The following is an 18530-nucleotide window of genomic DNA, read 5'->3' as shown; positions in this document are numbered from 1 at the left end:
GTGGCGGACACCGGGTCGGAAACGGGCTGACCCTTGACCCATAGCGTCATCTATGGCATTTCGGTGTCGTCCGGCCTCCGGATCGCGGGCGGGCGTAGCGTAGGCGCCATGACCACACGCGAGTACGACCTCGTCGTCATCGGAGCGGGGCCCGTCGGCGAGAACGTCGCGGACCGCGCCGTGCAGGGCGGCCTCACCGCAGTCATCGTCGAGAGCGAGCTCGTCGGCGGCGAGTGCTCGTATTGGGCGTGCATGCCGTCCAAAGCGCTGCTGCGCGGGGGAGCCGCCCTGCGCGCCGCGCGCGACATCGCAGGGGCCCGCGAGGCGGTGACGGGCGGACTCGACGTCGCGGCGACGCTGCAGCGGCGCGACGACATCGTGCACGAGTGGAGCGACGAGTCCCAGGTGACGTGGCTGAACAAGGCGAACATCGAGCTCGTGCGCGGGCACGCGCGGCTGAGCGGGGAGCGCGAAGTGACGGTCGAGGCACCCGACGGATCGACGGTCGTGCTGACGGCACGTCACGCCGTGGCCGTCTGCACGGGGACGGATGCTGCGATCCCCGCCATCCCGGGACTCGCCGAGGCTTCGCCCTGGACGAGCCGCGAAGCCACGAGCGTCGAGATCGTGCCCGCATCGCTCGTGATCCTCGGCGGCGGCGTCGTGGGCGTCGAGATGGCGACGGCGTTCGCATCCTTCGGCACCGACGTCACCGTGGTCGCCCGCTCGGGTCTGCTCACGACGCTCGAGCCGTTCGCGGGGGAGCTCGTCGGCGACGCTCTGCGCGAAGCCGGTGTCACGATCCGCTCCGGGGCGGGGATCGACGCGGTCTCCCGTGACGGCGAGGGAGTCGTCGTGACCCTCTCGGACGGCTCGGAGGTCCGCGCGGCCGAGATCCTCGTCGCGACGGGTCGCGCTCCCCGCACCGACGACATCGGGCTCGATGCCGTGGGCCTCGCGCCCGGGTCGTGGCTCGATGTCGACGACACGATGCGCGTGACGGGATCCGACTGGCTCTACGCCGTCGGCGACGTCAACCACCGGGCGCTCCTGACGCACCAGGGCAAGTACCAGGCTCGCGCCGCGGGCGACGTCATCGCGGCGCGCGCCTCCGGTGGCGAGGTGGAGGATGCCCCGTGGGGCCGTCATGTCGCGACGGCCGATCACCACGCGGTGCCGCAGGTCGTCTTCACCGACCCCGAGGTCGCTGCGGTCGGATACACCGAGGCATCCGCCCGGAAGGCCGGCATCGGCATCCGGGTCCTCGACTACGACCTCTCGTGGGTCGCGGGCGCCAGCACGCACGCCGACCACTACACCGGCCGCGCGCGGGCGATCGTCGACGAAGAGCGCGGCGTGCTCATCGGAGCGACCTTCGTGGGTCCGGACATCGCGGAGCTGCTGCAGTCGGCGACGATCGCGATCGTGGGCGAGGTGCCGATCGAGCGCCTCTGGCACGCCGTGCCGTCGTACCCCACGGTGAGCGAGGTCTGGCTGCGCTGGCTCGAGTCCTACGGCCGCTGACGCTCCCGGTATGCGAGACGTGGTGCACGAGCTCACGAGAGACCAGGCGCGGCGCATCATCGTGCGCGCGCAGCTGCTGGATGCCGGTCGCCCCGGCGACGTCGTCGAGGTCGCCGAGCAGCTGGGCTACGTGAAGATCGACCCCACCGCGACGATCGCGCCGTGCGAGCACACCGTGCTGTGGTCCCGGATCGGCTGGTCGTACGAACCCGGGCAGCTGCAGAAGGCGGCCGAGATCGATCGCCAGCTCTTCGAGTTCGACGGTGCGTTCCGGCCCATGAGCCTGCTGCCGCTGATGATGCCGAAGATGCGGCGGTGGCCCGAGCGCGAGAAGACGAAGCAGTGGCTCGACGCGAACGATCGGTTCGCGCGCGACATCCTGGCGCGGTTGAAAGCGGACGGGCCGCTCCTGGCATCCGACATCCCCGACACCGCCCAGGTGAGCCGCGCACCCGACGGCTGGAGCGGCTCGAACCAGGTGCCGATCATGCTCGACTTCCTGCTGCGCCAGGGCAAGGTCGCGATCGTCGGTCGCGAGCAGCGACACCGGCGCTGGGACCTCGCCGAGCGGGTCTACCCCGCCGATCTTCCCGAGTACGGCGAGGACGAGGCTGCGGAGCTTCTGGGCGAGCGGATGCTGCAGGCGGCCGGCGTCGCGAAACCCCACTGGTGGTGGAACGGCGTGGGCAAGACATCAGGCCAGGCGGCGGTCGTCGAGGGCAGCACGTGGAAGCTCCGCGTCGACCCCGAAGCGCTCGCTGCGCTCGAGGAGGACGACGACGGCGGTCGCGTCGCCTTCCTCAACCCGTACGACAGCCTCCTGTTCGATCGCGGGCGGCTGCGCGAGCTCTTCGAGTTCGACTACGTGCTCGAGCAGTTCAAGCCGAAGCCGCAGCGGCGGTACGGCTACTTCGCGCATCCGATCCTCATGGGCGATCGCTTCGTGGGGATGCTGGATGCCGAGCTCGACCGCTCGCGTGACGTGCTCCGTGTGAACGCGGTGCACGAGTTCCTGCCGTTCGAGCCCGAGGAGCACGAGATGGTGCGTGCCGAGATCGCCGAGCTCGCGGAATGGCTGGGCGTATCGGTCGCGACTGTCTGAGGCGCGTTCAGTCGCGCTCGGTCTCCGGTTCCTCGGGCTCGTCGGGCGGCGATTCGGCGCTCCGCAGCAGCTCCTCGAGCCCTCGGTCGAAGTCGTCGCCGAGCGGGGCCGCTGTCAGCCCGGGTTCGGCCGCGAGCGTCAGATCGATGAGGGAGGCCAGCAGCTCGCCGGCGGTGCGAGCGCGCAGGAGTCGGAACTGGTCCCACTCCGCGAGCGGCGCGATCGCCGCGAGCTGCCACGACGCCTCGATCGGGTCGTCGGAGACGTCGGTGTCGGCATCCCATCTCGTCTCGCCGTACTCACCTGCGCGGGCGAGCACGCGCCGTACGACGCGCTCGGCCTGCTCGAGCAGGGGCGCGTAGTCGTCGTTCCACTCGAGTTCGGGGAGCGTCTCGAGGACCGCGCGCGGGTAGGGATCGTCGTCGAGCCACTCCGTCACCGTGACGCGGCGGCGGCCGATCGCGACGAGCTGGATGTCCTCCTCGCCGGCGACGACGCGCACGACTCGGGCCATGGTCCCGACGTCGAGACGCTGATCACCGCCCCCGGCCTCATGGCCGCGCTCGATGAGCACGACGCCGAACTCCGGATGCGGATCCTCGAGGAGCTCGCCCAGCATGACGAGGTAGCGGGGCTCGAAGATGCGCAGCGGCAGCGGAGTGTGGGGGAACAGCACCGAACCCAGCGGGAACATCGGCGACGCGCTCATGCCGTCAGTCAAGCACCAGGGCGAGGTGCCGGGGCCGATCCTCAGATACTGCACAGGCTCGATCGGCGTCGGCGTGCGTAGCCTGGGCGCATGAGACCCGTACCCGAACGACCTGCCTCCGGCCAGGAATCCGTGTGGGACTACCCGCGCCCGCCTCGCGTGGAGAGCGTCGCCAAGCGGGTGCGCATCGAGCTCGGCGGTCAGGCGATCGTCGACACCGACGACGTCGTGCGCGTGCTCGAGACGAGTCATCCGCCGGTCTACTACCTGCCGATCGACGCCTTCGCCGAGGGGACGCTGACTCCGGGCGAAGGGGCGTCGTTCTGCGAGTACAAGGGCGGCGCCCGCTACTTCGACGTGCACGGCGGCGGCACCAGCCGGGCCCGCGCGGGCTGGACCTACCCGCAACCCTCACCCGGCTTCGAGGTGCTCCGGGGGCGCGTGGCCGTGTACCCGGGTGTGATGGACCGGTGCACGGTCGACGGCGTCGAGGTCGAACCGCAGCCGGGAGGGTTCTACGGCGGGTGGATCACGCCGGAGATCGTCGGCCCCTTCAAGGGCGGACCGGGCACGAACGGCTGGTAGGGATCACCAACCGCCGCGCGTCGGCGTGTGCCCCTCGCGGGCATCGTCGGGCATCTCCATCTCGGCACGGACGCCGAGCAGTCGCAGCGGCCGGTCGGGCTCGATCTTCGCGACGAGCACCAGGACCTCTGCGAGCACCGCATCGCGGTCGTAGGTGGTCGCGACCTTGCGTGTGAAGGTCTTGGTGAGGAACGGCGCGTAGCGCACCTTGAGCCCGACCCCCACGACGGGTCGGCCCTCCTTCGCGACGTCCTCGAGCACCTGGGCGAGCAGGTCTCGCGCTGCCCGCTCGATCTCGGCGGGTTCGACGATGTTCTCCTGGAACGTCGTCTCGCGGCCGTGTCCGCGCGCGACCCAGGGGGTGTCGTCGACCACGTTCACCCCGTCGCCGCGGCCGAGCTGGCGGTACCAGGGACCCATCTTCGGCCCGAACTCGGCCGCAAGGGCGTCGAGGTCGGCCCGAGCGAGCTGTTCGACTGTATCGACGCCGAGCGCGGCGAGGCGCTTCGAGATCTTCGATCCGACGCCCCACAGGGCGATGGTGGGAAGGTGGCCCATGACCTCGAGCCAGTTCTCGGCGGTCAGGCGGAACGTCCCGCGCGGCTTGCCGAAGTCGGTCGCGTTCTTCGCGCGCACGAGCGTGTCGCCGATGCCGACGCTGCAGTGCAGCCCGGTGCGCTCGAGGACGGCGTGCTGGATGCCGCGGGCATACGCCTCGGGATCGTCCGTGTCCACACCGACGAAGGCCTCGTCCCACCCGAGCACCTGCACGACGGCGCCCGGCTGAGAGCGCAGCGTCTGCATGACCTCTTCGGACGCCGCCGTGTATGCGGGGGCGTCGACGGGCAGGATGACGGCATCCGGGATCTTCCGTGCTGCGATCCGCAGCGGCATCCCCGATCCGACACCGAACTCTCGCGCCTCGTACGACGCCGTCGACACGACGGCGCGTTCGGTCGGGTCTCCCCGCCCGCCCACGATCACCGGCAGTCCCGCGAGCTCGGGACGCCGCAGGATCTCCACGGCCGCGATGAACTGATCGAGGTCGACGTGCAGCACCCAGCTCGTCATGCGTCCAGTGTGCCGGGATCGGGCGTTGAATAGGGTGACGCTCTCGATCATCGGAGGAATCGTGCCCCGCACCATCGTCATCACCGGAGCCAGCGACGGCATCGGTGCCGCCGCCGCTCGTCAGCTGCACGGGGCGGGCGAGGAGGTCGTCCTCGTGGGACGCGATCCGCGCAAGACGGCCGCCATCGCGCACGAGCTCGACGTCGTGTCGTACACCGCCGACTACGGCGTCCTCGCCGAGGTGCGAGGACTCGCGGCGGACCTGCGGGCGAACCATCCGCGCATCGACATCCTCGCCAACAACGCGGGGGGAGTCTTCGGCGATCGGTCGCTGACCGTCGACGGCTTCGAGACGACCTTCCAGGTCAACCACCTCGGGGGCTTCCTGCTCACGAATCTGCTGCTCGATCTGCTCATCGAGAGCGAGGCGAGCGTGATCCAGACATCGAGTCTCGCCGCCCGGAGATTCTCGAGGTTCGACATCGACGACCTGCAGGGCGCGCGCTCGTACTCCGCCAGCCGCGCCTACGGCAACGCGAAGCTCGCGAACATCCTCTTCACGAAGGAACTCGACCGTCGCTACGGCGGCGAGGGCATCTCGGCCGTCGCGTTCCATCCGGGCGCCGTCGCGACGAGCTTCGCGGCGGGCTCGCAGGGTGCCTGGCGGTTCCTGTACACGAACCCGATCGCCAAGAAGATGCTGGTGTCGGCGGATGCCGGGGGTGCGCACCTCACGTGGCTCGCCCTGGGCGTGCCCGGGGGCACGTGGCAGCCCGGTGAGTACTACGCGAAGGACCGTATCGCGCGCACGAGTCCTGTCGCGGACGACGCCGCGATCGCCGCCCGGCTCTGGGACGAGAGTGCGCAGATGGTGGGCCTGTGAACTCCCTGCGAGCGCGGCTCCGCACCTCCTGAGCGATATATCGTTGTGTATCGCTGAGTCGATCGGACTCGGCAGTGAGGGGACTCGTCATGAGCGATTCATTCCTGGGCGACATGTTCGGCGCCCGCAACCGGGGCGGCGCCGCAGGCAGCGGGCAGCCGTGGCCGATGAACAACCTGTGGGAGGCGTTCGACCAGCTGAAAGGCCAGTTCGAACAGAAGACCGGCGGCTCCCGCATGGCGAAGGGCGACGTGCGCGCGGCGGTGCTGACGCTGCTGGCCGAGGCCCCCATGCACGGCTACCAGATCATCCGCGAGATCGAGGAGCGCAGCGGCGGCTCGTGGAAGCCGAGCCCCGGCTCGGTCTACCCGACGCTGCAGCTCCTCACCGACGAGGGGCTCATCACGGCGTCGGAGTCCGACGGCCGCAAGACCTACTCGCTCACTGTCGAAGGTCGTGCCGTCGTCGATGCCGACGCTCCGAAGGCAGCGCCGTGGGAGTCCGGCCCCGCGAAGGAGGGCAATCGCTCCGGCGCTCTCGCGAAGGCCGGGATCGAACTCGCTCAGGCGGCGGCGCAGGTGGGGCGCTCCGGCACCCCCGAGCAGATCGGTCAGGCGACGGACGTGCTCGCCGAGGCCCGGCGTAGGCTCTACTCGATCCTCGCGCAGGACTGACCGCGTGCCGGATTCCCGGCGTCCCGTCTATCGGACGCCGGGACCCCGGCCGCGCAGTGACACGATGCCGCACCAGCGGCACGACGACCCGATGCCGGACGCCGGCCTCAAGGAGACTCGATGACAGGCGCCTACGCATCGCGCGCCCGCTATCGCCGCATCCTGCGGTTCGCCGCGCGCTACATGGCGCAGGCATGGTGGTTCGAGCTGTTCCTGCCGCGCATCGGGCTCGGGCGTCTCGCGGCGCGCGGTCGTTCGCGGCGCCTGCAGCGCATCGCGAAGAACTTCCACCGGCTGGCGGTGTCGCTCGGCGGGCTCATGATCAAGGTCGGGCAGTTCATGTCGTCGCGGCTGGATGTGCTTCCGCCCGAGATCACGAAGGAGCTCGAAGGGCTCCAGGACGAAGTGCCGCCGGTGGCGTTCCCCGCGATCCGCATGCTCGCCGAGGCGGAGCTCGGGATGCCGCTCGACCGCGCGTACGCGTGGGTCGACCCGGATCCGGTGGCCGCGGCATCCCTCGGCCAGGCGCACCGCGCCCGCCTGCTGCCCCGTGACGCGAGCGACGCCGGATTCGAAGACGTCGTCGTGAAGGTGCAGCGTCCGGGCATCGACGACATCGTCGCCGTCGACCTCAAAGCGCTGCGTCGTGTCTCGGGCTGGCTCGATCGCGTGCGCATCGTGTCGGATCATGTCGATCTGCCCGTGCTCATCGAGGAGTTCGCCGACACGAGCATGGAGGAGATCGACTACCTCCACGAGGCGGCGAACTCGGAGCGCTTCGCCGAGTCGTTCCGGGGTGACGACCGGGTCGCGGTGCCCGAGATCGCGTGGGAGCGCACGACGCGCCGCGTGCTGACGCTCGAGGACGTCACGGCGATCAAGATCAACGACGTCGAGGGGCTCCGCACCGCCGGGATCGATCCGTCCGAGGTCGCGAAGCGGTTCGCGGCGGTCATGTTCGATCAGCTCTTCCTCCACGGCTTCTTCCACGCCGATCCGCATCCCGGCAACATCTTCGTGACGCCCTCGGGTGACGACTGGACGTTCACGTTCATCGACTTCGGGATGATGGGCGAGGTTCCCGAGCGCCTGCGCGAAGGTCTGCGCCGGCTCATCATCGCCGCGGCATCCCGCAACGGACCCCAGCTCGTCGAGGCGATCCGCCAGGTCGGCGTGCTGCTGCCGTCGGCCGACACGGCCGAGCTGGAACGAGCGATGACGGCGCTGTTCGCACGATTCGGCGGCATGGGCTTCGCCGAGCTGCAGCGCGTCGATCCCCGGGAGTTCCAGGACTTCGCGACGGAGTTCGGCGACGTCGTGCGCGCGATGCCGTTCCAGCTGCCCGAGAACTTCCTGCTCATCATCCGGGCCGTCTCGCTCACCTCGGGCGTGTGCAGCGGCCTGGACCCCGCCTTCAACATCTGGGACGCCGTCGAGCCCTACGCCGACGGTCTCCTGCGCGACGAGCGCGGCAACGTCGTGCAGGCTTTCGCACGCGAGGCGGTGACCGTCGCGGGGATCGCCGCGCGTCTGCCCCGGCGGGTGGATGACGTGCTCACGCGTCTCGAGAGCGGCAAGCTCGCCGTCGAGACGCCGCGGCTGGATGCCCGCATCCGCAGTCTCGAACGCATCGGTCGTCGCATCCTCGCCGGTGTCGTCTTCGCCGGCCTGCTCATCGGCGGCGTCCTCCTGCGCTCCCAGGACGCCGTGTTCGGCACCGTGCTGATGGCAGTGTCGGCGCTGCCGCTGTTGTACGCCCTGTTCGCAGGCTGGGCGACGCGCCGCTGATCAGGCGTCACGACGCCGCATGACGATGCCCGCAGACACCGTCGCGACGAGCACGAGTGCCGTGAAGACCAGCAGCACCGTCGTCTCGCTGAAGAACAGAAGGCTGACCCCCACCGCGATCACCGGCAGTGCGAGACCGCAGTAGGCGATCAGGAAGATCAGTGCGAGCGTCTCGCCCCGCTGGCCGGGCGCGGCGAGCCCGGCGGCCGTCGCGATGGCGGATCGGAACAGGATGCCGACGCCCACGCCGCCGATGATCCCGCCCAGCAGGAAGAGTGCGAGAGATGGGGCCACCGCCCCGGCGGCGATCGCCACCAGCCCGACGGCGCAGCTGACGATCGCGATCGTCAGCTGACGCCGCAGAGCCACGCGCGCGAGCAGGACCTGCGCGATCGCCGCGGAGGCGAACACGGCGAACGGCGTCGCGCCGGCGAGCAGGTGGCTCGGCGCGCGGAACGCATCGACGAGGAACGTCGGCGCGAGCGATGTGAAGAGCCCGAAGAGGGCGAAGGAGGCGAAGGCGCCCAGGCCCGCCGCGACGAACGCGGGACGCGATCCCGGCGGGAACGCGAGGCGCTGCGGGCGGTACGACGGCCTCGGCTTGGCGGGGACGACGGTCTCGGGTACCGGGAGGAGGGCGACCGCTGCGGCGAGCAGCAGGACCAGGAACACCGCGTGCGGGAGTACGAGGGGGAGCGGCAGGAACTCCACGAAGAAGCCGCCGATCAGCGGGCCGAGCGCGAGACCACCCAGATTCGCGGCCCCCGCGACGGACGCCGCGACGACGGGGTTCTCGTCGGGCTTCGACCGACCACGCAGCTCGGCCAGGTGCGCGGTCGCGGTGGCGGTGAGGATGCCGATGCTCACGCCGTTGACGAGCCGTGCCGCGAGCAGGCCGGCGACGTCGTTCCACACCAGGAACATGACCGCCGAGACGGCGGAGACGAGCACGGCGATCACCAGCATCCGTCGCCGTCCGAAGACGTCGCTCAGGTGCCCCGCGAAGAAGAGACTCAACACGACGCCGACCGCGTACGCGGCGAAGATCATCGTGATGACCCAGACCTCGAAGCCGTCGCGCTGCTGGTAGAGCGTGTACAGCGGCGTCGGGATCGTCGAGTACGCCATCGCCGTGAGGAAGACCACCGCGACGATCCAGAATCCCGTGGCGGCCGGCACCGCGCGCGTGGTCGCGTTCGTCATGACGCCGACGCTAGCGACGATGGATGCGACGCACCATCACGACCCTTCGTCGTCGCTCACATGGACGAGGCGTTCGCGAAGTCCTCGTCGACGAGCGCGCCGTTGACGGCGCCGCCCACCATCGCCCCCGCGCCCATCGACAGGGGCACGTTGGCCATCGGGTTCACGACGTTGCCCGCCGCCCAGATGCGCGGCGAGCTCGTACGGCCGGTCGGGTCGACGGCGAGGAACGAGCCCACGGGTGTGTCGGTGCGGTCGAGCCCCAGGTGCGCGAGGAAGTCGTCGTGCGGACGCGCCGCTCCCATCGTGAAGAGGGCATCGACGGCGTGCACGGTCCCGTTCTCGAGCCGGACCTCTGTGAGAGTTGCGCCGTCGCCCCGCACCTCGGCGACGGCATCCGTCACGATCTCGACGCCGCGCGCTCGCAGCCGGCGCTCGAACGCGTGCTCGAGCGGGATGGCGGCGAAGACGACGACGTCTTCGCTCCACTGGCGCAGGAGCTGCGCCTGATGCATCTGGTGCGGTGAGACGAGCAGCACCCCGAGCCGGCGGTCGCGCACCTCCCACCCGTGGCAGTAGGGGCAGTGCAGGACGCTCGTGCCCCAGCGCTCCGCGAGCCCGGGGACGTCGGGCAGCTCGTCGGTGATCCCCGTCGCGACGACGAGAGCGCGCGCGTGCTCGATCGAGCCGTCGTCGAGAGCGACGGCGACCCCGGCAGCGTGCTCGTCGACGCGACGGACGGATGCCTCGAGCCACGCGACGCCGTATGCGGCGAGCTCCTCGCGCCCGCGTGCGATCAGGTCGAGCGGGGCGGTGCCGTCCTGGCCGAGCACGCCGTGCATGTGCGCGGCGAAGCGGTTGCGGGGCGAGCCCGCGTCGACGACGAGAGTGCGTCGGCGTGATCGGCCGAGCATCTGAGCGGCGCTCAGGCCGGCCGCGCCGCCTCCGATGATGATGGCATCCCAGGGTTCCATGACTCCAGCGTGCGTGAAATGATTCCTCGATGGCAGACGAGTTTGCGAGAACAGCAAGTGACGTCGCGCGAGTGGGAGGGCGCCTGCGCGTCGCGCGTCAGGATCGAGGGCTCACGCTCGAGGACGTCGCGGCGAAGGCGGGCATGTCGGTGAGCACGCTCTCGCGACTCGAGTCCGGCAAGCGGCAGGCGAGCCTCGAGCTGCTCGTGCCGCTCACGCGTCTGCTCGGCATCCGGCTCGACGATCTCGTGCGTCCCGATGCGGCAGACCCTCGTGTGCGTCGACCCGCACGTCGTCGCGGAGGCGTCGTCATCGCTCCGCTCACGCTCGAGGACTCGCCGGTGAGCACGTTCAAGATCACCTATCCGGCCGATACGGAGCTGCCCGAGCTGCGCGTGCACGACGGCTACGAGTGGCTGTACGTGCTGAGCGGACGGATGCGTCTGCGCCTGGGCGATCAGGACCTCGTGCTCGAGCCGGGAGAGGCGGCGGAGTTCGACACCCGAACGCCGCACGCCATGAGCGCGGCCGGCGCGCAGCCGGTGGAGGTGCTCAGCATCTTCAACGCCGACGGCGAGCGGATGCACACACGGGGCGGCGTGTGAAGGCCGTCTGCCGGTCAGTACCAGCCGACCGACTGCGAGTGCGACCAGGCGCCGCACGGCGAACCGTATCGACCTGCGATGTAGCCGAGGCCCCAGGCGACCTGGGTGGCCGCGTTGGTCTGCCAGTCGGCGCCGGCGCTCGCCATCTTGCTGCCCGGGAGCGCCTGCGGGATGCCCGCAGCACCGCTCGAGGCGTTGTAGGCCTGGTAGTTCCAGCCCGACTCCTTGTTCCACAGCGCGACGAGGCAGCTGAACTGGTCTTCGCCCCAGCCGTAGCCGGGCAGCATCGCGTGGGCTGATGCCTGGGCCCCTGCGGGGCTGTTGTCGCCGGCCACGCCGCCGGTGGCGTAGACGGGCGAGGGGCGCGCGGCTGCGGCCGCGGCGGCTTGAGCGGCGGCTGCCGCTGCAGCCGCTTCGGCCTCCTGCTTCGCCTTGAGGGCGACGGCGGCATCGAGGCTGCCCCGCAGCGACGCGACGCGCTCGTCGACGGGCGAGATGAGATCGGTCACCTGGAGGGTGAGGGCGTCGATGATCAGGTCGGGCTGGTCGCCGTCGACGGCGACCGACAGCCGCGACGAGACGTCAGCGAGCTGGGTCGTGTCGACCGACGTGTCGCCCACCCCGAGGTCGAGACCGGACGCCGTGATGTCGGCGGTGATCGACGCCGCCGCGGCGAGCGAGGTCTCCGCTGCGGTGACGGCGGTCTCGCCGTCCTCGGAGACGGCGGCCTCGGCCTCCGACGTCGCCGACGGCAGGGGAGCGGCGTACGACGCGTACACGTACGATCCGATACCGGATGCCTCGGCCCCCGAGACCGGGATCGCGGTCGTGACGCCGAGCGTCGCGAGCAGTCCGACGGCGAGGCCGCCCGCGACGATCGCGGGGCGACGACGCGCGCGTCGCGCGGCGAGTCGCAGGGTGCGGCGGGCAGGAATGAAAGGCGTCATCGAGCGCATGGAGTCTGGTTCCGTATCGTAGGCCGCGCCTCGGGCAGGCGCGCTCGCGTCCGTTCGGGCGGACACAAGTCACCGACTCTGCCCGTCGAGTCTGGACGGTTCGGGTGCGTTTCCTGGGCGAACGGTGGGAGCGCACGCACGCTCGGCGCGTTCCGACCGACCCTGTGCACCGCGACTTCTCGACGCGAAGGGCGCTCGATCGACGACATTCTCCGCATCGCGCGACCCGCGGGTCCGAACCCCCGCGTAGCCTGATCGGATGCCCTCCCCGTCGAACGTCGCCGCCACGGCGCGGTCGCAGCTCGCCGCGGTCGCGAGCAGTCCGCGCGCGTACGACGGTCCACCCACGAACGCCCGGCCGGCGGCCGTGCTCATGCTCTTCGGCGTGCTCGACTCGATCGAGAGCGGTCACGAGGCGATGGATGCCGCGGTCTCCCGCGATCTCGACGTTCTCCTGCTGGCGCGAGCCACGACCCTGCGCTCGCACCCGGGCCAGGTCGCGTTCCCCGGCGGACGTGTCGACCCGGGAGATGCGGACGTCGTGGCGGCGGCGCTGCGCGAAGCGCGCGAGGAGACCGGACTCGACCCGGCCGGAGTAGAGGTGCTCGGCGCTCTCGACGACATCCCGCTCGACTATTCGCGACACCTCGTGACGCCGATCGTCGGATGGTGGCGGCATCCATCACCCGTGCGCGTCGTCGACGTGGCCGAATCGTCGGCCGTCTTCCGCACCCCCGTGGCCGATCTGCTGAATCCCGCCAATCGCGGCTCGATCGTCATCCGCCGCGGGGGGCAGGAGTACCGCGGACCGGGCTTCCTCGTTCCCGAGGGCACGGGTCATCAGCTCGTATGGGGATTCACCGGCATGCTCCTGGACGGTCTCTTCGATCGTCTGGGGTGGACCGAGCCGTGGGACGACCTGCGGGAGCTTCCGCTGCCGGCACTGTGAGGGCGGGCGCCGGGCCCGCGCCGCTTTCGTCGCCGTGAGAGTAGGTTCGCTGTATGACCGAGCGCGAGGGCACGAACGAGCCGGGTGGCGCCGACGAGATCGCGGCGGCGCACGACGCCCTGGTGGGCCGCCGCGACCATGTCTCCGACGTCGCCGAACTCGACTCGATGCGCCTGCAGGCGGCCATGGAACAGCGGGGCAAGGCGTTCCAGACGCTGTCCGACGTGGTGAAGAAGACGAGCGAGACTCAGCAGGACATCGCCGACGACCTCCAGTGACGGTCAGACCGTGAACGGCTCTCTGCTGCGCGGGAGCACAGGTCCGTCGGCCGTCGTGAAGGCGATCGGGATGCCGCGCGCGACCGCGGGGTCTGCGGCATCCATCGCCTGCAGATGCACGTGGGGCTCGGTGCTGTTGCCCGAGTTGCCGCACGCGGCGATGCGTCTTCCGACGTCGACGTGTTCGCCCCTGCGGACGTCGATCGATCCCCGGCGCAGGTGGGCCACGAGCACGTAGCGCCCGGAGTCCGCGATCACCACATGGTTGCCGGCGATCGCGCCCGCGCCGCCACGCACGCGCTCCCACTGCGTCAGGGCGTAGGCCGCGAGGGCGAAGGGAGACCGCCGCGCGGCGTGGTCCTCCTCGCCGTCGTGGATGGATACGACGGTGCCCGCGAGGGGCGCGAGCACGTCGACGCCGAACGCCAGGAAGATGTCCGGCGCCTCCGTGCCGAACGCGGATCGCCACGAGCGGGGCGCGGTGCGGCCCCGCTCGTCGACCGCGACGAAATCGATCGCGTAGGCCGTGGCGAACAGTTCGGTCCCATGGCTCGGCACGCCGTCGGCGGGGCTGTTCTGCGCCATCCACCGTCCCGTGAACGGGAATGACAACAGCACCGGCGCGGTCATGGCGCCCACCGTACTCCTGAGGGCTACACGCCGTCGCGTATCCCGCGCACGAAGCGCTCGACGTTCTCGCGCATCGTGTCGATGCGCCGCTGCCGAGCCGCCTCCACGTCGAAGCCCAGGTAGGCCTCGCGCGGGCGCTTGCGCGCATTCCGATTGCACTCGAAGTTCGCGCAGACCAGGGTGCCGACGGTGTCTCCCTTGCGTCCGGCATCCCCCGTCCGCTTCGTGTTGAACAGCACCACCTCGTTCGGCAGCTCGATGTCGTTGCACCACGAGCACTGCGCCCGCGAGTTCGGAGCGCGCGAGAACCGACGCAGGATCACTCCCGCGAGGACTCCGTCGAGTTCGAGCACGACGTAGCCGAGGTTGTCGAACTTCGGATCCCGCCAGCCCAGGAACTGGAGCGTGTCCCAGTCGAGCGCGTCGAGGTCGGGAAGGGTGAGCTGTGCGCGTTCGCGCTGGGAGGCGTTGAGAAAGGATGCCCGGATGCGGGCGTCGTCGATGGGACGCATGAGAGAGCTTTCTGGGTGCGAAGAATGAAGGAGAAGGGAGCCGAGCCTCAGGCTCGCTTCGCTGTCGACGCAGAGCGCGTCGACAGCCTCCTCACGCCCGCGGGCCTCGCACGATCGTTCACGACGACGAGTTTACGCCGCCTTCGCGGGCGCGGGCGGATACGCCCGGCGCAGCACGAGACGCTGCCCCAGCGTCCACGCGACGGTCACGAGCAGGTAGAGCCCTGCGGCGAGCGGGACGAAGATCGCGACCACGGCAGTGGCGAACTGCAGCACGCCGAGCAGGCCCAGGGGGATCGCGGGGATCGGCGACCCCTCGACGGGCGGCACGGGCTCGGGCCGGAGCAGGCGGCGGGTGAGCTCGCCGACGGCGGCGATGAGCAGAACGAGCACGGCGAAGACGGCGAGGGCCCCGGCATCCATCGCCCCTCCTGCGATCGTGCCGGCGAGACTCGAGCCGAGCGGTACTCCGAAGAGCGTCTCGCTGAGCAGCGCGTTCGGATGCCCGGCGATCATCGGATGCAGGAAGATCGCATACAGCACACCGACGATCGGCGCCTGGATGAGGATCGGCAGGCAGCCCGCGACGGGCGACGTGTTCTCGTCCCGGTAGAGCTGCATCGTCTCGCGCTGCAGGCGTTCGGGGTTCTTCTTCCACCGCTTCTGCAGGTCGCGAAGCTTCGGCGCGAGCCGGGCGCGGGTCTGTTCGGCCTTCGCCTGCGAGATTCCGGCGGGGATGAGGGCGGCACGCACGAGGAGCGTGACGAGGACGATGGCGAGGGCGCCGGATGCCGTGGTGAGTGGTGACAGGAGGGCGCTGAGCGCGACGAGCCCCGAGTAGGCGAGGTCGAGGATGAAGGCGATGGGAGGGAAGGCGAAGAGGTCCAATGGGTGTCCGTTCGTGGAAGCGATCAGGGATTCGATCGACCACGAAGGGATGCCGCAGCCCACCCTCGAGGGGTGACGCGCGGACTCGGGCTACGCGGCCGAGACCGCGGATCCGGGAGCTCGAGGGCGGGGGTGGCCCGAGGCGTCCGGATCGCTCTGCGCGAGCGGGGAGGAGACGTCGATGGCGCGCGCGGGGTGCGCGGGTGACGCGCTCTCCGTATGCGGGACGGCGACGGCGAGGATCGTGGCGACGACGACCGTCGCGGCGACGAGTGCGATCGCGATGCCGAGCGCACCGAAGGCGGCGACGTCGGGCGTCGCGGCGAGGTGCACTGTCGCGAGCAGCAGATGCAGCGCGGCGTTCAGCGAATCGAACACGCCGCTCACGCTACCGCTCGAGCGATCGGTTCGGAGTCCACGGACCGCGGTTTCGCGCACGGCAGAACCGCGACCCGTGACATCGAGCTCAGGCGGTGGGCTGCCAGCCGAGCGCCGGGGCGACGTGCTTCGCGAACGTCTCGACCACCCGCAGGTTGAAGGCGACGCCGAGCTGCGAGGGGATCGTGAGCATGAGCGTGTCCGCGGTCTGGATCGCGGCATCCTGCTGCAGCTGCTCGATGAGCTCGTCGGGCTCGGCGGCGTAGGTCTTGCCGAACGTCGATCGCATGCCGTCGATGATCCCGATCTGATCGCCGTCCTGGCGGCCGCCGAAGTACATGTGATCCTCGGCCGTCACGAGCGGGAAGATCGAGCGGCTCACCGAGACGCGCGGCTCGCCCGCATGACCCGCTTCGCGCCATGACGCCCGGAACGCGTCGATCTGCTCGGCCTGCAGGATGTCGAACGGCCGCCCGTCGGCGGAGGTCAGCAGCGTCGACGACATCAGGTTGACCCCGACACGCCCTGCCCACTCTGCGGAGTCGCGGTTGCCGGCGCCCCACCACACGCGCGAGCGCAGGCCGGGGGAGTGCGGCTCGATGCGCTGCAGTCCGGAGCCGCCGCCGAACGGCGACTGGGCGTCCCGCTCCGCGAGGCCTTCGCCGTCGATCGCGCGCAGGAACAGATCGAAGTGCTCGCGAGCGAGGTCGGCTCCGCGGGGATCCTTCGAGCCCGTGTAGCCGAACGCCTCGTACCCGCTCACGACCGACTCGGGTGAGCCTCGCGAGACGCCGAGTGCGAGCCTGCCGCCGGAGATGAGGTCGACGGATGCCGCCTCCTCGGCGAGATACAGAGGGTTCTCGTACCTCATGTCGATGACGCCCGTGCCGACCTCGATGCGCTTCGTCCGCGCCGCGATCGCAGCGAGGAGCGGCATCGGCGAGGACTGCTGCCGCGCGAAGTGGTGCACGCGGAAGTAGGCGCCGTTGACGCCGAGGTCGTCCATACCCTGCGCGAGGTCGATCGCCTGGAGCATCGAGTCGCCGGCCGTGAGCTGTCGCCCGCCGCCGAGAGGGCCGTAATGGCCGAAGGAGAGTGTTCCGAAGCGCTGCATGTCGAGTGCAACGGTAGCGCCGTGGCATCCATTCCGGTGAATGGATCAATCCGTGCCGGGCGGGCACCCTGTACTGTGATGGCTCGATCGCACCGTCGGTGCCCCGTCAGGAGGGAGGAATGATGTCGACAGTCTTTGTCGTGCCTGCCGTTCACTCCCACGACCACCTTCTTTCCGAGGTCATTCACTGACGCAGTGTGGATGACCTCCCCTCCTGGAGATCAACCACCATGAACGATCGACGACCTTCGCAGGCGTTCGAAGAGTACTTCGGCCTGCTCGAGATGCCCGACGAGCCGGGACCCGACCAGCGATGGTCGACCTGGCCGTCGAGTGCACCCACGGAGCGCGGTCCGCTGCCGCATCCCGACTGGCTCGTGACGGCTTCCGCCGCATGGGACACCGAGCTGGGCATCGTGAAGACGGGCAAGGAGGCGGATGTCTTCCTGATCGAGCGCGCTGTGCCCGGCGAATCCGGGGTGCTGCTCGCCGCGAAGCGCTATCGCGGCACCGACCGCAGCGACTTCCACCGCTCGGGGCGGTACGAGGAGGGCAGGCGCATGGAGAGCTCGCGCGACTTCCGCGCCGTGCAGAAGAAGTCCGCGTACGGGCGCTCGGTCGCCGCCGCCCACTGGGCGCTCGCGGAGTTCGACGCTCTCACCCGCGCCTGGCACGCGGGCGTACCTGTGCCCTACCCCGTGCAGATCACGGGCACCGAGGTGCTCATGGAGTTCCTCGGCGACGATCGCACGGCCGCGCCCCGGCTCGCTCAGACGAAGCTGCGCGGTGACGCGCTCGCCGAGCCGTTCGCCCAGGTACGCGACATCCTGTTCTCCTTCGCCCGCGGAGGTTTCGCGCACGGCGACCTCTCGGCCTACAACCTCCTGCTGCACAACGACCGCGTCATCGTGATCGATCTGCCTCAGGTCGTCGATCTGTCGTTCAACCCGGCCGGCGCCGACTTCCTCTACCGCGACGTCGTGAACGTGTGCACGTGGTTCACGAGGCGCGGATACGACGTGGATGCCGAGCAGATGTTCGCCGAAGCCCTCGCGGAGATGTGGTGATCACCGCTCCAGAAGGTGGGCGTCCATGTGCTGCTCGTGCCACCAGGTGTCGCCGCCGTCGTTCGAGCACCAGCCGTCCCATTCGAACGACTCCGACGTGACGTCGTGGAACATCCAGGTCACCATCCGGCCGTCGGCCTGGACGCCCTGCAGGCGGATGTCCTCCCCGTCGGCCTCCGCGCTCAGCACGACGTGCTCGGCCGCGCGAGGGCAGAACCACACGACCCGCCAGCCCACACGTGCATCCCAGGTCCGCACCGTCGTGCCGATCGCCTCGCCGTCGTCATCCGCGAGAACGTCCTGCACACCGCGGCCGCCGATGATCCACGAGAACGACCAGTCGAGTTCGCTCTTGGTCCATTCGCGGGTCGCCTCGGAGTACAGGCTGTTGCGCACCCGCCAACTGCCGATGAACGGCGCGAAGAGCTCGAGTTCGTGGGATGCCGGCTCGGCGGCGAGGAGGTCGGATGCGAAGCCCATCCGCGCAGGCTATCGCCTGCGGGATCGCGTATCGACTGTGGTGGAGGACTCAGGAATCGCACCTGACAGGGCGCCTCATGTGCGCATCCCCCGAAGTGACCGAGTGTAACGGCGGACGTAAGTGATAGACAAGTGCTCGAAGGGGGTGCGCGCCACGAAA

The 18530-nt window shown here is 70.1% G+C and carries 21 protein-coding genes; 10 read left to right on the top strand and 11 right to left on the bottom strand.

Annotation, left to right across the window (positions count from 1 at the left end):
• Positions 1 to 108: 108 nt before the first annotated feature.
• Both ACTIFV_RS13970 and ACTIFV_RS13965 read left to right on the top strand, forming a co-directional pair.
• Positions 109 to 1524: a dihydrolipoyl dehydrogenase family protein gene (locus ACTIFV_RS13970; RefSeq protein ID WP_439593401.1), complete on the top strand. Its 1416-nt coding sequence runs from the start codon at positions 109 to 111 to the stop codon at positions 1522 to 1524.
• 10 nt (positions 1525 to 1534) lie between these two features.
• On the top strand, positions 1535 to 2626 hold the full coding sequence (locus ACTIFV_RS13965) for a DNA glycosylase AlkZ-like family protein (protein ID WP_439593400.1): 1092 nt from the start codon (positions 1535 to 1537) through the stop codon (positions 2624 to 2626).
• Positions 2627 to 2633: 7 nt separating this feature from the next.
• Here ACTIFV_RS13965 and ACTIFV_RS13960 read toward each other — a convergent pair whose 3' ends face one another.
• Positions 2634 to 3335, bottom strand: a complete 702-nt coding sequence (locus ACTIFV_RS13960) for an LON peptidase substrate-binding domain-containing protein (protein ID WP_439593399.1) — start codon at positions 3333 to 3335, stop codon at positions 2634 to 2636.
• 90 nt (positions 3336 to 3425) lie between these two features.
• On the opposite strand from ACTIFV_RS13960, the gene ACTIFV_RS13955 reads away from it, so the two are divergent.
• Entirely contained in the window at positions 3426 to 3920 is a 495-nt protein-coding gene (locus ACTIFV_RS13955) for a DUF427 domain-containing protein (RefSeq protein WP_439593398.1), read from the top strand.
• Between the two features lie 3 nt (positions 3921 to 3923).
• Here the strand turns inward: ACTIFV_RS13955 and ACTIFV_RS13950 are convergent, their stop codons facing one another.
• On the bottom strand, positions 3924 to 4991 hold the full coding sequence (locus ACTIFV_RS13950; protein WP_439593397.1) for a DNA polymerase IV: 1068 nt from the start codon (positions 4989 to 4991) through the stop codon (positions 3924 to 3926).
• Positions 4992 to 5052: 61 nt separating this feature from the next.
• On the opposite strand from ACTIFV_RS13950, the gene ACTIFV_RS13945 reads away from it, so the two are divergent.
• The 3 genes from ACTIFV_RS13945 (at position 5053) to ACTIFV_RS13935 (ending at position 8336) form a co-directional block, all read left to right on the top strand.
• Complete coding sequence (locus ACTIFV_RS13945; protein WP_439593396.1) at positions 5053 to 5874, top strand: SDR family NAD(P)-dependent oxidoreductase; 822 nt, start codon at positions 5053 to 5055, stop codon at positions 5872 to 5874.
• 89 nt (positions 5875 to 5963) lie between these two features.
• A complete protein-coding gene (locus ACTIFV_RS13940) occupies positions 5964 to 6548 on the top strand; it encodes a PadR family transcriptional regulator (RefSeq protein WP_439593395.1) in 585 nt (194 codons plus the stop codon).
• Between the two features lie 120 nt (positions 6549 to 6668).
• Positions 6669 to 8336: an ABC1 kinase family protein gene (locus tag ACTIFV_RS13935; RefSeq protein ID WP_439593394.1), complete on the top strand. Its 1668-nt coding sequence runs from the start codon at positions 6669 to 6671 to the stop codon at positions 8334 to 8336.
• Here the strand turns inward: ACTIFV_RS13935 and ACTIFV_RS13930 are convergent, their stop codons facing one another.
• On the bottom strand, positions 8337 to 9539 hold the full coding sequence (locus ACTIFV_RS13930) for an MFS transporter (protein WP_439593393.1): 1203 nt from the start codon (positions 9537 to 9539) through the stop codon (positions 8337 to 8339).
• A gap of 56 nt (positions 9540 to 9595) precedes the next feature.
• Positions 9596 to 10513, bottom strand: coding sequence for an NAD(P)/FAD-dependent oxidoreductase (locus ACTIFV_RS13925; RefSeq protein WP_439593392.1), 918 nt, complete (start codon positions 10511 to 10513; stop codon positions 9596 to 9598).
• Positions 10514 to 10542: 29 nt separating this feature from the next.
• On the opposite strand from ACTIFV_RS13925, the gene ACTIFV_RS13920 reads away from it, so the two are divergent.
• A complete protein-coding gene (locus ACTIFV_RS13920; protein WP_439593391.1) occupies positions 10543 to 11118 on the top strand; it encodes a helix-turn-helix domain-containing protein in 576 nt (191 codons plus the stop codon).
• A gap of 14 nt (positions 11119 to 11132) precedes the next feature.
• Here ACTIFV_RS13920 and ACTIFV_RS13915 read toward each other — a convergent pair whose 3' ends face one another.
• Positions 11133 to 12065, bottom strand: a complete 933-nt coding sequence (locus ACTIFV_RS13915; RefSeq protein ID WP_439593390.1) for a lytic transglycosylase domain-containing protein — start codon at positions 12063 to 12065, stop codon at positions 11133 to 11135.
• A 268-nt stretch (positions 12066 to 12333) separates the two neighbouring features.
• On the opposite strand from ACTIFV_RS13915, the gene ACTIFV_RS13910 reads away from it, so the two are divergent.
• Both ACTIFV_RS13910 and ACTIFV_RS13905 read left to right on the top strand, forming a co-directional pair.
• On the top strand, positions 12334 to 13023 hold the full coding sequence (locus ACTIFV_RS13910) for an NUDIX hydrolase (RefSeq protein WP_439593389.1): 690 nt from the start codon (positions 12334 to 12336) through the stop codon (positions 13021 to 13023).
• A 53-nt stretch (positions 13024 to 13076) separates the two neighbouring features.
• On the top strand, positions 13077 to 13301 hold the full coding sequence (locus ACTIFV_RS13905; protein WP_439593388.1) for a hypothetical protein: 225 nt from the start codon (positions 13077 to 13079) through the stop codon (positions 13299 to 13301).
• Between the two features lie 3 nt (positions 13302 to 13304).
• Here the strand turns inward: ACTIFV_RS13905 and ACTIFV_RS13900 are convergent, their stop codons facing one another.
• From ACTIFV_RS13900 to ACTIFV_RS13880, 5 genes are all read right to left on the bottom strand, one after another.
• Positions 13305 to 13931: a M23 family metallopeptidase gene (locus ACTIFV_RS13900; RefSeq protein WP_439593387.1), complete on the bottom strand. Its 627-nt coding sequence runs from the start codon at positions 13929 to 13931 to the stop codon at positions 13305 to 13307.
• Between the two features lie 23 nt (positions 13932 to 13954).
• On the bottom strand, positions 13955 to 14443 hold the full coding sequence (locus ACTIFV_RS13895; RefSeq protein ID WP_439593386.1) for an FBP domain-containing protein: 489 nt from the start codon (positions 14441 to 14443) through the stop codon (positions 13955 to 13957).
• Between the two features lie 132 nt (positions 14444 to 14575).
• Complete coding sequence (locus ACTIFV_RS13890) at positions 14576 to 15331, bottom strand: YidC/Oxa1 family membrane protein insertase (protein WP_439593385.1); 756 nt, start codon at positions 15329 to 15331, stop codon at positions 14576 to 14578.
• A 90-nt stretch (positions 15332 to 15421) separates the two neighbouring features.
• Positions 15422 to 15709, bottom strand: a complete 288-nt coding sequence (locus ACTIFV_RS13885; RefSeq protein WP_439593384.1) for a DUF6412 domain-containing protein — start codon at positions 15707 to 15709, stop codon at positions 15422 to 15424.
• Positions 15710 to 15797: 88 nt separating this feature from the next.
• Positions 15798 to 16823: an LLM class flavin-dependent oxidoreductase gene (locus ACTIFV_RS13880; RefSeq protein WP_439593383.1), complete on the bottom strand. Its 1026-nt coding sequence runs from the start codon at positions 16821 to 16823 to the stop codon at positions 15798 to 15800.
• Between the two features lie 230 nt (positions 16824 to 17053).
• Between ACTIFV_RS13880 and ACTIFV_RS13875 the strand changes: the two genes are divergently transcribed.
• On the top strand, positions 17054 to 17890 hold the full coding sequence (locus ACTIFV_RS13875) for a serine protein kinase RIO (protein ID WP_439593382.1): 837 nt from the start codon (positions 17054 to 17056) through the stop codon (positions 17888 to 17890).
• Here ACTIFV_RS13875 and ACTIFV_RS13870 read toward each other — a convergent pair whose 3' ends face one another.
• Positions 17891 to 18370 carry a hypothetical protein gene (locus ACTIFV_RS13870; protein ID WP_439593381.1) on the bottom strand — a complete coding sequence of 160 codons (480 nt, stop codon included), beginning with the start codon at positions 18368 to 18370 and terminating at the stop codon, positions 17891 to 17893.
• Between the last annotated feature and the right edge of the window lie 160 nt (positions 18371 to 18530).

It is taken from the genome of Microbacterium sp. (genome assembly GCF_051860965.1).
Taxonomy (GTDB): domain Bacteria; phylum Actinomycetota; class Actinomycetes; order Actinomycetales; family Microbacteriaceae; genus Microbacterium.
This window is presented reverse-complemented; position numbering and strand designations above follow the sequence as displayed.

Coding starts and splice junctions, on each gene's coding strand:
- ACTIFV_RS13870 (WP_439593381.1), bottom strand. CDS start 18,370: ATGGGCTTCGCATCCGACCTCCTCGCCGCCGAGCCGGCATCCCACGAA.
- ACTIFV_RS13895 (WP_439593386.1), bottom strand. CDS start 14,443: ATGCGTCCCATCGACGACGCCCGCATCCGGGCATCCTTTCTCAACGCC.
- ACTIFV_RS13965 (WP_439593400.1), top strand. CDS start 1,535: ATGCGAGACGTGGTGCACGAGCTCACGAGAGACCAGGCGCGGCGCATC.
- ACTIFV_RS13900 (WP_439593387.1), bottom strand. CDS start 13,931: ATGACCGCGCCGGTGCTGTTGTCATTCCCGTTCACGGGACGGTGGATG.
- ACTIFV_RS13935 (WP_439593394.1), top strand. CDS start 6,669: ATGACAGGCGCCTACGCATCGCGCGCCCGCTATCGCCGCATCCTGCGG.
- ACTIFV_RS13915 (WP_439593390.1), bottom strand. CDS start 12,065: ATGACGCCTTTCATTCCTGCCCGCCGCACCCTGCGACTCGCCGCGCGA.
- ACTIFV_RS13955 (WP_439593398.1), top strand. CDS start 3,426: ATGAGACCCGTACCCGAACGACCTGCCTCCGGCCAGGAATCCGTGTGG.
- ACTIFV_RS13875 (WP_439593382.1), top strand. CDS start 17,054: ATGAACGATCGACGACCTTCGCAGGCGTTCGAAGAGTACTTCGGCCTG.
- ACTIFV_RS13930 (WP_439593393.1), bottom strand. CDS start 9,539: ATGACGAACGCGACCACGCGCGCGGTGCCGGCCGCCACGGGATTCTGG.
- ACTIFV_RS13905 (WP_439593388.1), top strand. CDS start 13,077: ATGACCGAGCGCGAGGGCACGAACGAGCCGGGTGGCGCCGACGAGATC.
- ACTIFV_RS13910 (WP_439593389.1), top strand. CDS start 12,334: ATGCCCTCCCCGTCGAACGTCGCCGCCACGGCGCGGTCGCAGCTCGCC.
- ACTIFV_RS13940 (WP_439593395.1), top strand. CDS start 5,964: ATGAGCGATTCATTCCTGGGCGACATGTTCGGCGCCCGCAACCGGGGC.
- ACTIFV_RS13920 (WP_439593391.1), top strand. CDS start 10,543: ATGGCAGACGAGTTTGCGAGAACAGCAAGTGACGTCGCGCGAGTGGGA.
- ACTIFV_RS13970 (WP_439593401.1), top strand. CDS start 109: ATGACCACACGCGAGTACGACCTCGTCGTCATCGGAGCGGGGCCCGTC.
- ACTIFV_RS13880 (WP_439593383.1), bottom strand. CDS start 16,823: ATGCAGCGCTTCGGAACACTCTCCTTCGGCCATTACGGCCCTCTCGGC.
- ACTIFV_RS13925 (WP_439593392.1), bottom strand. CDS start 10,513: ATGGAACCCTGGGATGCCATCATCATCGGAGGCGGCGCGGCCGGCCTG.
- ACTIFV_RS13960 (WP_439593399.1), bottom strand. CDS start 3,335: ATGAGCGCGTCGCCGATGTTCCCGCTGGGTTCGGTGCTGTTCCCCCAC.
- ACTIFV_RS13950 (WP_439593397.1), bottom strand. CDS start 4,991: ATGACGAGCTGGGTGCTGCACGTCGACCTCGATCAGTTCATCGCGGCC.